General features: G+C 64.8%; 7 protein-coding genes and 1 pseudogene. 5 read left to right on the forward strand and 3 right to left on the reverse strand.

What is annotated here, in order from left to right; translation table 11 throughout:
• Window positions 1-11: 11 nt before the first annotated feature.
• Window positions 12-3,735 (reverse strand): annotated as a pseudogene (locus ACVILL_RS01830) (AsmA family protein).
• A gap of 212 nt (window positions 3,736-3,947) precedes the next feature.
• Complete coding sequence (locus ACVILL_RS01835; protein ID WP_456727573.1) at window positions 3,948-5,180, reverse strand: cytochrome P450; 1,233 nt, start codon at window positions 5,178-5,180, stop codon at window positions 3,948-3,950.
• A 150-nt stretch (window positions 5,181-5,330) separates the two neighbouring features.
• Here ACVILL_RS01835 and ACVILL_RS01840 point away from each other — a divergent pair, with 150 nt between their 5' ends.
• Entirely contained in the window at window positions 5,331-5,942 is a 612-nt protein-coding gene (locus ACVILL_RS01840) for a TetR/AcrR family transcriptional regulator (protein ID WP_456727574.1), read from the forward strand.
• Window positions 5,943-5,946: 4 nt separating this feature from the next.
• On the opposite strand, the gene ACVILL_RS01845 is transcribed toward ACVILL_RS01840, so the two are convergent.
• Window positions 5,947-7,239 carry an MFS transporter gene (locus ACVILL_RS01845; RefSeq protein WP_456727575.1) on the reverse strand — a complete coding sequence of 431 codons (1,293 nt, stop codon included), beginning with the start codon at window positions 7,237-7,239 and terminating at the stop codon, window positions 5,947-5,949.
• A 700-nt stretch (window positions 7,240-7,939) separates the two neighbouring features.
• Between ACVILL_RS01845 and ACVILL_RS01850 the strand changes: the two genes are divergently transcribed.
• The 4 genes from ACVILL_RS01850 to ACVILL_RS01865 all read left to right on the forward strand — a co-directional run bounded on the left by ACVILL_RS01850 (window position 7,940) and on the right by ACVILL_RS01865 (window position 13,386).
• The gene (locus tag ACVILL_RS01850) at window positions 7,940-8,269 is read left to right on the forward strand and encodes a hypothetical protein (protein ID WP_456727576.1); all 330 of its coding nucleotides are present in this window, start codon (window positions 7,940-7,942) and stop codon (window positions 8,267-8,269) included.
• Window positions 8,266-10,173: an adenylate/guanylate cyclase domain-containing protein gene (locus ACVILL_RS01855; RefSeq protein WP_456727577.1), complete on the forward strand. Its 1,908-nt coding sequence runs from the start codon at window positions 8,266-8,268 to the stop codon at window positions 10,171-10,173. The genes ACVILL_RS01850 and ACVILL_RS01855 overlap by 4 nt, the downstream gene beginning before the upstream one ends.
• A complete protein-coding gene (locus tag ACVILL_RS01860; protein WP_456727578.1) occupies window positions 10,128-11,135 on the forward strand; it encodes a hypothetical protein in 1,008 nt (335 codons plus the stop codon). Before ACVILL_RS01855 ends, ACVILL_RS01860 begins: the two co-directional genes overlap by 46 nt.
• Before the next feature lie 220 nt (window positions 11,136-11,355).
• Window positions 11,356-13,386, forward strand: a complete 2,031-nt coding sequence (locus ACVILL_RS01865) for a hypothetical protein (RefSeq protein ID WP_456727579.1) — start codon at window positions 11,356-11,358, stop codon at window positions 13,384-13,386.
• The last annotated feature ends 5 nt before the right edge of the window (window positions 13,387-13,391 follow it).

The following is a 13,391-nucleotide window of genomic DNA, read 5'->3' on the forward strand; positions in this document are numbered from 1 at the left end:
GTCCACACCACCTAGTTCTGCATCGCCGGCCGCGGCGGCGGATTGGCAACCTGCGGCGTCAGCGATAGTGGCGGGCGCAGCGGCCTCGACCTGGCCGCGCCAGGCACCGGCTTGACCTCGATCGGCGGCGGCAGCGGCGCCAGCTGCGGCGGGCTTGCAACCGGCGCAGGCGGCGCAACGGCGGGCGCGGTGGCAACCGGCGGGACCATCGGCGGCCGCGGCGCCACGATCTTCGGCTTCGCAGGCACGCGGCGCGGATCGCGGCCGGGCGCCGACACGTCGGCCGGAGGCGTCGCCGCCGCATTCGGGTTGGACGCGTCCGGCGCCGGCTCGGCCGGAGGCGGCAGGGCCGCAGGAGTCGGCGGCGGGACAGGTTCGCCGCGCTCGATCGCATCGAGCCGCCTGGTCTCCCGGTCGATCGCGCGCACTGCGAGCCACGACGACAACGCCGCAATGTCGATGCTGCGCGTCAACCCGTCGGGCGTGCCCACCGCGAGCAACTGGATTTCCGGGCGGCTGCTGCCCGTGCCGATCTGCGTCGATGCCAGTGCAGCGCGGATGTCGGCCTGGTCGGCTGGAATGTCGTAGCCGCCGGACACGATGGCGTTGGCACCGTTGGCCGCGAGCGTGGTAGCGCCGACCCGGATGCGGCCGTCGCGGATGTTGAACGGAATTTGCGCCGAAGCGACCGACAGCGTGCCGGCCGCCAGCGCCGGTTCGACGATCTGTCTCAGCCGCGTATCGTCGGTCGCCTGCCCGGAATCGCTGGCGCGGATCGCGACGTCGAACGCGCGCGGGTCGAGACCCGGAAGGTTCAGCCCTTCCAGCGTCACGGTGCCGCTGCCGGACAATGCGCCTGATAGCGCCGAGGCGCTGCGGCCTTGCGTCAGCAACGTCATCTGCATCGAGGCACGACCCTTGGGCATCGCGAGACTGCGATAGCGCAAGGCTGAACCGTCGACGCCCGACAACTGCACATTGGCGTTCAGCGCAAGCCCATTGACGCCCTGTCGCGCATCGATCGAAGCGGTCGCCTCGCCGCCCGCCGATCTTGCCCTTGATGGCGTCGAAGGTCAGCGCCTGCCCGTCCGACCTGATGGTGCCTCTGACCGGCTGCAGCTCGGCGCCCCCAGGCAGCAGGCCGTGCAGCGCCTCGAACGTGACCTTGCCGCGCCAGGCGCTGGTGAGCCCCTGGCCGAGCGGCTCAGCCGTATCGTGCCCGGCCGCGCCGATCGCGGCGGCGAAAATCGGCGCCAGCGCGATCTGGTCGAGACCGACCTCACCCTCGACACTCTTCTGATCGGCCAGCGTCACCACGAGGCGGCCGCGCAGCCGCGAACCGGCGACGATGCTGTCGAGATCGTCGAAGGTCAGTCTGTCGCCCGCCAGAGAGACCCGCGACGACAGGCGGATGTTTGCAGCCGGATCGGATGATTTCAGATTGAGCAGCGGACTGATGTCGGCGCTGCGGACGCGGAGGCTGACGCTCGATTTGCTCTCGCCGGCGCCATCCTTGGTCCAGAGCTCCGCTGTGCCTTCGGCATCCGCATCGAGCCCGGCGCCCCAGAGCCGCGCCTTCACCCGCAACGGCGCCTGCCACGCGCCGATCACCGTGCCCTCGAATTGCGTCTGGCCCGCGCCGGCTGCGACCGCACGGTCAAGCCCGAGCAGCGCCAGCAGCGCATTGCCCTCGCCGGCGGAGAATTTCGCCTCTGCCGTCACCTCGCTGCGGCGAAGCGCGTCGAAGTCCAGCGCGCGGATCGCAGCCGCCTGCGGCATCGCCGAGATCACCGTGTTGCCCTTGAGCTGCGGCGTATCGAGATCGAGCGTCGCGCGTGCGTTGACGCGATCAGCGGCCTTGCCCTTGCCGAGGTCGAGCGCAAGCCTGGTCCGAACCGGACCGGCTTCGGCGCGGAGCACGCCGAGCCGCGCGGCGAGCGCCGGCGCGAACGGCTGAAGGACGGCGGTCAGCCGGCCAAGCGACGCCGCGGTCGCGTCGACCGCGAGCTTGCCGGTCGAGTTGGCGCGGTCGAAATTGCCGCTGCCGTCCAGCGTGACATTGTCGGGCTGGCCGATCTTCACGCGCTCGAGCACGATGCTCTTGGGACCGTAGGTCATCTTCGCCAGCAACGGACGCAATTCCTGCCCCGAGGTGACCGCGCGTCCGACGTCGAGCGACAGCTGCGCCTCGTCGGGCCATTCGACCTGCGGGCCGGCCAGCGAGCGGATGACCGCCGCGGTCGCATCGAGATCGAGCCGCTCCGACTTCAACTGCGCCTCGACCTTCGAGCCGTTCGCCGCCTCGCGATGCACGACCGCGACGCGGCCCTCGACCGTGCCGCCCTCGATCTCCGCCTTCATCGCCTCGATCGAAAAGCCTGATGGCGACACCGTGACGTCGCCGCGCAGCCGCAGCGGCTTCTGGCTGCGATAGGCGATGTCGCCGCGTCCCTGCAGCCAGGTCATCAACGCATCGGGATCGGACGATTCGATGTTGAGCGCGGTCTTGAAGCTGTTCGCGACGCCTGGTTGCGCGCTGGCGCCGCTCATCGAGACCCGCGTCGATCCGGGCGCGCGAAACTCCAGCCGGCGCACCGTCCATGATTTCGCGTCCGATTGCAGCTCGGCCGAAACGTCCTGCAGCGGACGGCCGCCGAGCATGATCTGCTCGGATGCCAGCTCGACCTGCGCCAGAATCGGGCTCTGCGGCAGGCCCGAGAGGACCGCGCGCATGGCCGGCAACACGCGGACCGGCTCGACATTGCCGTTGTTGCCTTCCTTGGTGCTTTCCTTGGCCGCGAACTTGTCGCCGTCGAGCTGCCGCGCCGTGAGCGAGGCGCGCACCAGCGGCGACGCACCGAACCGGAGATCGCCATTGCCCGCGAGCTTCAGCGCGCGGTCCTCGGCGCCATAGCTCACCTCGATCTGGTCGAGACGAGCGGCCGAATAATCCGATTTGATCCTGGCTGCGATCCGCCAGGGCGGCATGTCGCCGCCGCCGCGCTGGCCCGGTGTGCCCGCCAGCGTCACGGCTCCCTCGAACCGCGGCGCGCGGGCCTCGAAGGTCAGGACGCCGTCGATATCCGCTGACACCGGCCGCTGTCCGGGATCGATGTTGAAGTGCAGGCGGGTGCCGCTGCCATCGGCGCTCTGCCCCGACGAGATCCGGAACGGGTAGCGGTTGCCCTCGAACATGAAATTGCCGTCGCCGCGGATCGCGCCGGCCAGCGAGCGGACATCGCCGCTGAAGGCAATGTCGTTCAGCTCGAGCGTGCTGTGGCTTGCGGCATCATGCAGCGCGACGCGGCCGGTCAGATTGAGGCGGTCGATCGCCAGCGAAGCCAGGTTGGAGGTCCCGCTCGACGGGAACCAGTCGATCCGGCCCTTCGGATCGAGCCCAAGATCGAGCGACAGGCCATTGATGGTGAGCTCGTTCGCGCGCACCTCGCCGCGCATCAACGAGCTCAGGCTGAACTCGACGTCGAGATTGGCGGCCCGGACCTTGCCCATGTCGTTGGCGCCGCCGACAGTGACCGTTTTCAGCCGCAGCGAGGGTGCAGGCAGCAGACGCGCGTCGAGATTGCCGGCGACACGAACCGGCGCACCGATGATCTTGGACGCCTCCGCCTCGAACTGCGGCCTGAACTGGTTCCAGTCGACGAAATACGGACCGACCAGCGCGGCGATCAGTGCAAGAATGAAGGCGATTGCCAGGCCGAGCAGCGTCGTCTGCACGGTGTCTCCCTTTGAGCCCGCTCCGCGGCAGCCTCCTCATGCTGAACCCGTTTGCCAACCCTTGGCCGGAGCAGCCCAAATATAGAGACAAGTATGGCGAAGTCACAGCGGCTTTACCGCTGCGACGTCTACTGGAGCGTGGATTTCCGTTCAAGCGTGCGTGCGCGCCGGCCGCAGCGGCGGGGTCGCTGCCCTGCCGCCCATCCGGGACGTCACCAGCTCGCGGGGAGCCGCTTCAGGCCGCGCAGCACGAAGGTCGGCCGCCACTCCGGATTTTCCGCGTCATCGAGGCGCAGGTCGGGGATCCGGCGCAGCAGCGTCGAGATCGCGATCTCGGCCTCGATCCGCGCCAGCTGGGCGCCGAGGCAGAAATGGATGCCGCCGCCGAACGACAAAGGCTTCACGTTCGGCCGCTGGATGTCGAGCTTCTCCGGGTGGTCGGGATACACGGCCGGATCGTGATTGGCCGAGCCGAGCAGACACAGCACGCTCTCGCCCTTCGGGATGCGCTTGCCGCCGAGATCCTCGATGTCTTCCAGCGCGACGCGGCCGGTCAGCTGTACCGAGGAATCATAGCGCAGGAACTCCTCGATCGCATTGGTGATCAGCCCGGGATTGGCCTTCAGCAGCGCGAGCTGGTCCGGGCTGCGGAACAGCGCGAGCAGGCCGTTGCCGATCAGGTTGACGGTCGTCTCGTGGCCGGCGCCGAACAGCAGGATGATGTTGGCGGTCAATTCCTCGTTGGTCAGCTTCTGGCCGTTCTCCTCGGCCTGCACCAGCTGGGTGGTGAGGTCGTCGCCCGGCTGCTTGCGGCGCAGCTCGAACAGCTGGTGGAAATACATCGCCGCCATCGCGTTGCCGGCGTTGCCCTGCTTGATCTCCTCGGCCGACAGCGGCACCGGCTCGAGCAGACGGCCGCCGTCGCGCGAGCCGTTGTAGAAGGCGTCGCGATGCTCCTCGGGGATGCCTAGCATGTCGCAGATGATCGTCACCGGCAGGCGGAAGGCGAAGTCCTCGATCAGGTCCATCCGCCCTTGCGGAATGATGCGGTCGAGCGCCTCGTCGACGACGTGCTGGATGCGCGGGCGCATGTCCTCGACCCGGCGCGCGGTGAAGGCCTTGACGACGAGGCCGCGCAGCCGGGTGTGGTCCGGCGGGTCCTGCTGCAGCATCCAGTGGCTCATGCTGCGGATGACCGGCTCGTCCATGATCTTGGGGCCATAGCGGCGGATCGTGCGCTCGACGTAATCCTTGCCGAACCGCTTGTCGCGCAGCACGAGGCTGGCCTCCGCGTGTCGGCTGGCGACGAACGCGCCATGCGCATTGACATGCATCGGGTCGAGGCGGCGCAGCCGCTCATAATACGGATAGGGATTGCGAATGAATTCGGGCGCGAGTGGATTGAAAAGCGGCTCGCCGCTCGCCGGCTGAACTTGCTCGTTCATGGTGACCTCGTTCGCTCGCTGCGCCGGTGCTTGCACCGTGGCGCGCCTTGGTGTCGTCCTCAAGGCCGCACCATCATGGGTGCGGCTATTCTGGTATCTGCAACTCGATACACTATTGTATCGAGTTGCATTGTGCCCTAAAATGCGCCGATGTCAAGAGTTCGAACCAGACCGACACGAGACGACACCTGCGAGAAGCTGTTCGAGGCGGCGGCGCGGGTGTTCGAGGAGCAGGGAATCGGCGGCGCCAGCATCGAGGCGATCGCGGCCGCTGCGGGCTTTTCCCGCGGCGCGTTCTATTCGAACTTCAAGAGCAAGGACGAGCTGATCTTCGGGATGCTCGAGGATCACGTCGAGCAATCGATCAAGCGCAATCTCGATTTGCTCGCCAAGCACAGCGACCTCGCCGACTTTCTGGAGGCACTGCGCACGATGGACCGCAGCCGGCAGGATCCGCTCGGCCGCTCGCCTCTCCTGCATATGGAGATGATCCTGTTCGTGGCGCGCGCCGAGAAGCGCCGCCCCGAACTCGCCAAGCGCCTGCGCGCACGGCGCAAGCTGATCTCCGACATCGTCGCGACCGCGCAGAAGAACGGCGGCCGCAACGGCAGACTCAATCCGGAGTGGACCGGCGCGATCGTGCTGGCGCTGGAAGACGGTTTCCGCCTGCACCGCCTGATCGATCCGGAGACCACGCCCGCCGACAGTTGCCTGCGCGCGATCACCGACCTGCAGCGGGCGATCGGAGTTTCATCCACCTGACGTGTCAGGCGGCGCTGGCGATCTTGTGCATCTGTCCGGCGACGGCGCGGACCTTGCGCGGCGAGGCCTGCCAGATCGCGAGCGCCGACAGCAGGCTGACCGCGATACCGAGCAGGAACGCGCCGGTATAGCTGCCCGAGAGATCGTAGAGCTGACCGGTGATCCAGGGGCCCGCGGCGCCGCCGGCGAGCGCGGCCAGCATCACGGTGCCGAAAATGCTGCCGTAATGCCTGCCCTGGAAGATCTCGAGCACCACCGGCCCCATCACCGATGTCAGGCCGTAGCCGAGCGCGCCCTGGGTGAAGACCATCAGATAGATCAGCGCCATGCTAGGCCAGTATTTCAGCGCGGCGAGCGCGGCAAAGCAGATCATGAAGCCGAAGCACGAGATCGCCCACACCCATTCCCGGCCGATGCGGTCGGAAAGATGCCCGAGCCAGATCTGGCCGGGAATGCCAAGCAGGCTGACGACGCCGAGCGCCCAGACGCCGACGTTGGAGTTGAAGCCGATGTCGAGCAGGAACTTGGTCTGGTGCACCTGGACGGCGTACCAGATGTACAGGCCGCAGAAATAACCGATCGCGATCCACCAGAACCGCGCGGTGCGCAGCGCGCGCGGCAGCGTCCAGTCGGTGCCGGCCCATTCCGGATCGACGATGTTCGATGGCGGCTTGGCTGACGCCGCCGTCGGCGCGGCGTCGCCGTCCGGCTGCAGGCCGATGTCCTCCGGCCGCTTATGCAGCAACAGGTTGATCGGCGCGAGCACGACCAGCACCACGATCCCCATCGCGGTGCAGGCGGTGCGCCAGCCGGTCTGCTCGATCATGTGCTGCACCCATGGCAGCAGCGTCACCGAGCCGATGCCGACGCCGGCGAAAGCGAGGCCGATCGCCAGTCCGCGGCGGCGGATGAACCAGTTCGGCACGAACAGCGATTGGCCGGAATAGCCGAGGCAGACGCTGCCGGAGCCGACCAGCACGCCGATCGTGAGGTAGAGATGCCAGGGTTGCGTGGTCAGCGGCGCCAGCAGCAGTCCCGATGCCATCAGGAGGACGCCAAGCTCCATCACCGCGCGCGGCCCGCCGCGGTCCATCAGCCGGCCGATCAGCGGGCTCGCGATCGCCGAGGCGACAAAGCCGAACGAGAATGCGCCCGCCGTGACGCCGCGCTCCCAGCCGAATTCGGAGATGATCGGCGGATAGAACAACGAGAACGCCGTTCGTGCGTTGACGCCGATCGCCATGGTGACGAACGTCACCACAACGATGATCCAGCCGTAGAAGAAGGGGAGTCGCATGGGAGTCTTCGCTGCCGGGGTCAGAGGACGAATACTTGTTTCAGCCCGCGACCGCCGATGGTCAAGCCCCATGGACCGACAAGGTGGTTTCAGGGGCGGGTATTCCACCAGACCGCGCCAATTCGCCGATCAACGGTCCGTATAGTGTGAAGCAATTCATAGACAGTCAGGCCTAGCGCGGCAAACTCGCGCGCAATGTCGAACACCTTCGCCATCTCAGCTGACCTTCGGTTGCCCGCGGGAATTCCGATCCCCCTCCATCGAATGACTGGCAGCGCCGGATACGACGATGATGATCGCTCCAGCGGTAACGCCGCGCTCCCGGCCAAGCTCGCCCCTGATTGGCGGGAAGAAACGAGAACATCGTTTTCCGCATTGACGCAGATCAATGGTGACGAGTTTTCGCCGCGAGATGATCCCGCCATGGAAGTCAGGGGACGCATTTGCGTTGCATGCGCAAGGCGCGAACGCCTGCTTGGCCCGCACCGTCCCACCGGTTGGGAGTATCGCGATTGCGCATCCACGAATACTCGCTCAAAGATTGCAAACACTATGCTGTACCAGCCTGCTCGCTTGGCACGCCTCGGGATGAAGCCTTCCTTTATGATCTTGATGACGATATTCTTTCGGCATTGGTGTCCTGTTGCTTGTGCCGGATTTTAGTCGCGTATCAGTAAAATTTTGCAGAAGTATCAATAATATGATGATGTCCCCATCGACGCCGGAAGTTCGACGACGGCTTGCGGCAATCCTCGCGGCGGACGTGGTTGGATATACGCGCTTGATGGAGGCGCACGAGGAAAACACCCATACCCGGCTGATGCGATTACGCTCGGAAGTCCTCGACCCGGGCGTCACGGCGCAGAACGGAAGGATCGTCAAGAATACCGGCGACGGCTTCCTTGCGACATTCGATACCGCGCGGGATGCAGCACGTTGCGTTCCTTCACTGCTCGCTCGGAATCTTGGCTCAAGGTTGTGTACCGACTGGGATATGATTGCCAGGATCGCGAAGTCAGGTCGCCTATGAGTGATGATGGAGCGAACAAGACCGAAGGCCAGGCCGTCCGGAACGAGCAATCGGATCTTCGGACCGCAGGCGGCGGACTCGTGCGACAAGAAGCCGTTGTGCTGCTTGTCGATCTTGTGGAGTCGGTGCGGCTCATGCGCCAACATGAGACGGACAGTGTACGTCGTTGGACCGACTTTGTTCAGATCGTAACCACCCAAATCCTACCCCGCTATCGCGGCGTCCTGGTGAAAAGCCTTGGCGACGGATTGATGGCGCGCTTCGAGGCGGTGCCGGACGCCGTGGCCGCAGCAGCCGAAATGCACCGCACACTCGCCACGCAGAATGCCGGTATCCCCGAGGACCGTCGGTTTCACCTGCGTGCAGGGGTCAATTCCGCCATCGCTTGGAGTGATGGCATCGACATCTACGGGACGGGCGTGAACCTGGCAGCCCGGCTGGCGACGCTCGCTGGCCCGGGTGAGACGATCGCCAGCGCGTCCGCGCACGAACAATTGGCGGCCGCGCTGGCAGGCCTTGCGAAGCCGGGCGAAACCATTGGCAGCGCCGCGGCGCGCGACGAGCTTACGCACGGGGTGGATGCGCTGTGCGAAGATTTGGGCGAATGCATTCTCAAGCACTTCGACAATCCGGTGCGCGCGTATCGTGTTGGCCCAGCAAGTCCGCATCCCAGCCTGATTGCTCGGCGTGACTACGGGACACCCATGGAACCGACCATTGCCGTCATCCCCTTCAATGCGCGCAACAACGCTCCCGCCCATTTCGACATCGGCAACCTTATTGCCGACAGCGTGATCTGGCGATTGTCGAAGTCACCGAATTTGAAGGTCATCTCGCGCTTGTCCACGAACGTATTTCGCGGTCGGATAAGCGACATCGCTGAGGTTTCGGCCCATCTCGGTGCGACGTATATCTTGAGCGGTGGTTATGTCGCGGACAACGGCCGGATCCTGGTGACAGCGGAGCTTTCCGCCGCGCGTACCAACCAAGTGGTTTGGACCGATCGGATGACAGGAGACATTGCGGACCTGTTGCAGCCCGAAAGCGAACTGGCCCAACGCATTGCAAGCGCGGTGCATCTGTCGGTCTTTGACGCCGAAGTCGAGCACGTTCTGACCCAACCGCTGCCGACATTGGAAAGCTATTCGCTGTTGCTCGGCAGCATCCGATTGATGCATCGTTCCAGCAAGGAAGAGTTTCTTCACACCCGCAAGATTCTCGACGAACTGATCGATCGGCACAGCCGGATCGCGGCGCCGCGCGCCTGGCTTGCCAACTGGTATATCCTCCGCGTTACCCGCGGATGGTCGGAGGATCGCAAGCGCGAAGCGACCGAAGCCCTGAACGCCAGCCACGCTGCACTGGATCGCGACCCGTCGGACGCGCTTGCGCTGGCGACCGAGGGATTCGTCCACTGCCATCTCCTGAACGATCTCGATACTGCCCGCAAGCGATGCGATCAGGCCGTCGACGCAAACCCGAGCCATGCGCTCGGCTGGCTGTATCGCGGCACTGTCAACGCTTTCAATGGTGAAGGCGAAGCTGCCGTCGCGGCCACGCGACGTGCATTGGAGCTCTCCCCGCTTGATCCGCAGCGCTACTACTTCGAGTCGCTCGGCGCCACCGCCGAACTTTCCGCACATCACTACGAAGAAGCCGAGCGGCTTGCCCGTTCATCCCTGATCCACAACCGCATGCACCCCTCCACCTGGCGGGTGCTCACGATCGCGCTTGTCTTACAAGGACGGACGGATGACGCGCGCGCCGCATTGGCCAGCATGCGCAGGCTTGAACCGGCATTGACCGTCGAACGATACATCGCGCGCATCCCGAATGCGCAACTTGAGACAGGCAGGCAGTGGGCACGCTGTCTGGAAATGGCAGGTTTACCAACGACGAGCTGATTTTCACCAAAGCAGACTTTATCCATAAGGAGGCGGCAATGGCTCAGCTAGGCGGTGCGGGAGGTGCAGGCGGCGCTGGTGGGGCGGGCGGCGCTGGAGGGGCCGGCGGCGCCGGAGGAGCCGGCGGAGCCGGAGGATCGTTCCTTGGAACGATGGCCGACGCCTATGCCAATTCAATTATGGTCGATGCGCTGATCCTGGGGCGCGAAGGTACGATCGTCCCTGAGCATCATTGCTACGCACCGCCCCTGCCGGTGATCGATGACAGGCATCAATTGGAACGCTGGGAGCCGTGGATTCGCGCCTACATTGCGATCGGAGAGATGTTGCACGGGATAACGCTTCGAAAAGCGCCGTCCGGTCACGCTTTCCAGGTGCTGTCTTCCGCATCCGTGATCGCGGAGGTCGGACGTCCGAAGCGGACGACCTTCGAGAAACAGATCCCGCTGGTGCTGAGCTGGGCCGAACTACGCTCCGAGCGCGCCACCGAGATCATGGCACAGATCGATCCGCAATACGCATTCTGGTCGTCGATCGTCTACCTGCATCCCGACCGAACCCGGCGCACGTTCGAACTCATCAACCTCGTGCTGCAATTCTGCGTCTACGTGGAAATGCGATTCAAGCATGCGATGGGCTGTTACCGCCCCGTTGAATATAACGCCGAAGTGCAGCCGATGATCACGACCCCGGGCCACGGCACCTTCCCGATGGGGCATGCAACGCAGGTCTATGCGGTGGTCCACGTTCTGAAAGCGCTGCTGAGGCTCAATCCAGCGCAGCCGCGGCACAAGACGGTGATCGACCAGCTCGAGCGCCAGGCGGCACGCATCACGACCAACCGCGTGATCGCTGGCGTCCACTTCCCCGGTCGACAGCATGGCAGGACGGCTGCTGGGTATTGCGCTTGGCGAATACTTTGTCGGGCGTTGCAAATCAGGCCACAGATTCCGGCGCCGTAAATTCCTCGCCGCCGGAATCGACAACGCCCCGAAGACGGATTTCAATCCGTTCAGTGCAAGCCAAAACATCCACGGCAGCGCATTCTATTCCGAGGCCGTGGGGCCGAATATCGTGAAATCAAACCTGATGGAGCATCTCTGGGACGCAGCGCGTCACGAGTGGGCAGGCAGATTCCCGTAGACGAAGCAGCGCCCTGCAATCCGAAGCGGAGGATGTTCCATGGCCCAATACAACCTACCGAAATGTTTTGGCCCGTATCTCCGGTACGCGCTCTCGGTGAACTTCAGGAATTTCGAGTTCTTCGACGAGAAGAAACAACACAGGCTGTTCTTCCTCGCGGAATTCAAGCAAACCGACATGGCAGTTGCGTTCCGAAGAAAGATGAGGAGAGCAGGACTCCACGTCGAGGTCGGCCCGACCCTCGACAGCACGCGATATGCGACGCTTCGCACCGACAAGGCGGCGGTCCTCAATGCGATCGGGCAGTCGATCTGGGATGAGTACGTCTCCCGAGTGGAGCTGTCGCTTCCGGTGAAGCCGTCGCGGGCGGCGGCATTCACCAAACGGAGCATCATCAGTCGCATGTGGCCAGGCAAGCGATCGGCACGGCCTCTCCTGATTGGCATGCTTGACGATGGCTGCCCGTTCGCTGCCGCACAGTTTCTCAGGCACACCGCGAATGGCGGCCTCACCACTCGGATTCGTGCCATCTGGGACCAGAACCAGGGCCGGCAACCGGTCCAGATCAAGGATGTCGGCGGCAACCAGTCCCTGTTCGGAAAGCCGCTGCAGGGTTTCAACTACGGCCTCGAATTCCAGCGCGCCTCGGAGGCGCCCGGCACCCCTATGCGACAAGTCGGCCTCGACGAATGGATCCAGTTGCACTTGACGCCGTCCGGCAGCGTCGACGAGGACGGCTGCTACGCGGATGCTGGCTTCACCAGCCTGAAGGGCCGGTCGTCACACGGTGCACATGTGATGGATGTACTGGCTGGTCGCGTCCCGACCTCGTCACGGATCGGCCCGGCAAGCGACCGCCGCGATCCGCCGAATTGGCACACCGCCAAGGATCCTGCGTCGAGCGTCGACGTGGTGTTCGTGCAATTCCCCGAATCCTGCATCGAGGACGCGACTGGTGTCTGGCTCAAGGCTTACGTCCTTGACGGCATCCGGTACATCCTCTCGCATGCCGAACCGAACAGGACCGAGCGCGTCATCGTCAACCTTAGCTACGGTCCGACCACCGGCCCGCACGATGGCACATCGGAACTCGAGGCGGCGCTCACCGCATTGGTCGCGGAATTCAATGGAGCCAACGGTAAGCCACAGCTCGAAATCGTGTTGGCGGCGGGCAATTCCTATCTGATTGACGGCCACGTCGCCTTTACGCGAGACAACACGCAACCTGATCATATCGAATGGACCTGGCGGCTTCCGCCCGACAATTCCGTGTTGTGCTTCGCCGAAGTGTGGATGAAGACAGCCGATGCCGGCGGAGTCGTCGTTACGCTCACCTCGCCCAGCGGCATTGTCTATGCGCCGTCGTCCCCGCTTTCCTCCGGTCCCTCCGGCCCAATTCCGCCTGCCGGGGTCGACATCCCAATCGTTTGGGGCGGTGATACGATGTGGCGGCTGCAGGTCGAATCAACCGTCGTCGCGCCGAACATCGACCCAGCCGAGCATGGGGACTGGACTATCAAGGTTACCGGTATCCGCGCTGCGGCGGAGCTTCACGCCTTTGTGGCGCGCACTGACCCCAATATGGGAGTCGCGCCGGGCGCCAAGCTTTCTTGCTTTGTCGACCCAAGTTGGGAACGAACTCGATCGGCCGAAGCCAATTGTATCCGCGGCGAGGGAGAGTTCGACAGGAGCGGATCACTGGTCCGCCGCGACGGCACGCTCAACGGAATTGCGACTGCCGAAGACGCGGGGATACACGTGGCCGGCGGGTATATTCTCTCCAATGGACGCAAGGCGCCCTATTCCTCGGCCGGGCCGGCGCGCAGCGGACCGCTCCCGCTTCGCCGCGGCCCGGATTTCGTGCTTCCCTGCGATGACTCATACGCGCTCTCCGGCGTGCGTGGCGGAGGCAACAGGAGCGGCTCGATTTTCAGACTCACGGGCACCAGCGCTGCAGCGCCTCAATTTGCGCGGGAGATCGCCGACGCGACTCCCCCGCAGCCAACCAACATTCCCGGTACACCGGCGGAAATTGGTAAACGCGGCGGAGGTAACCTGGACGCGCCATAGCGGTT

Source organism: Bradyrhizobium sp. USDA 3364 (assembly GCF_054056355.1).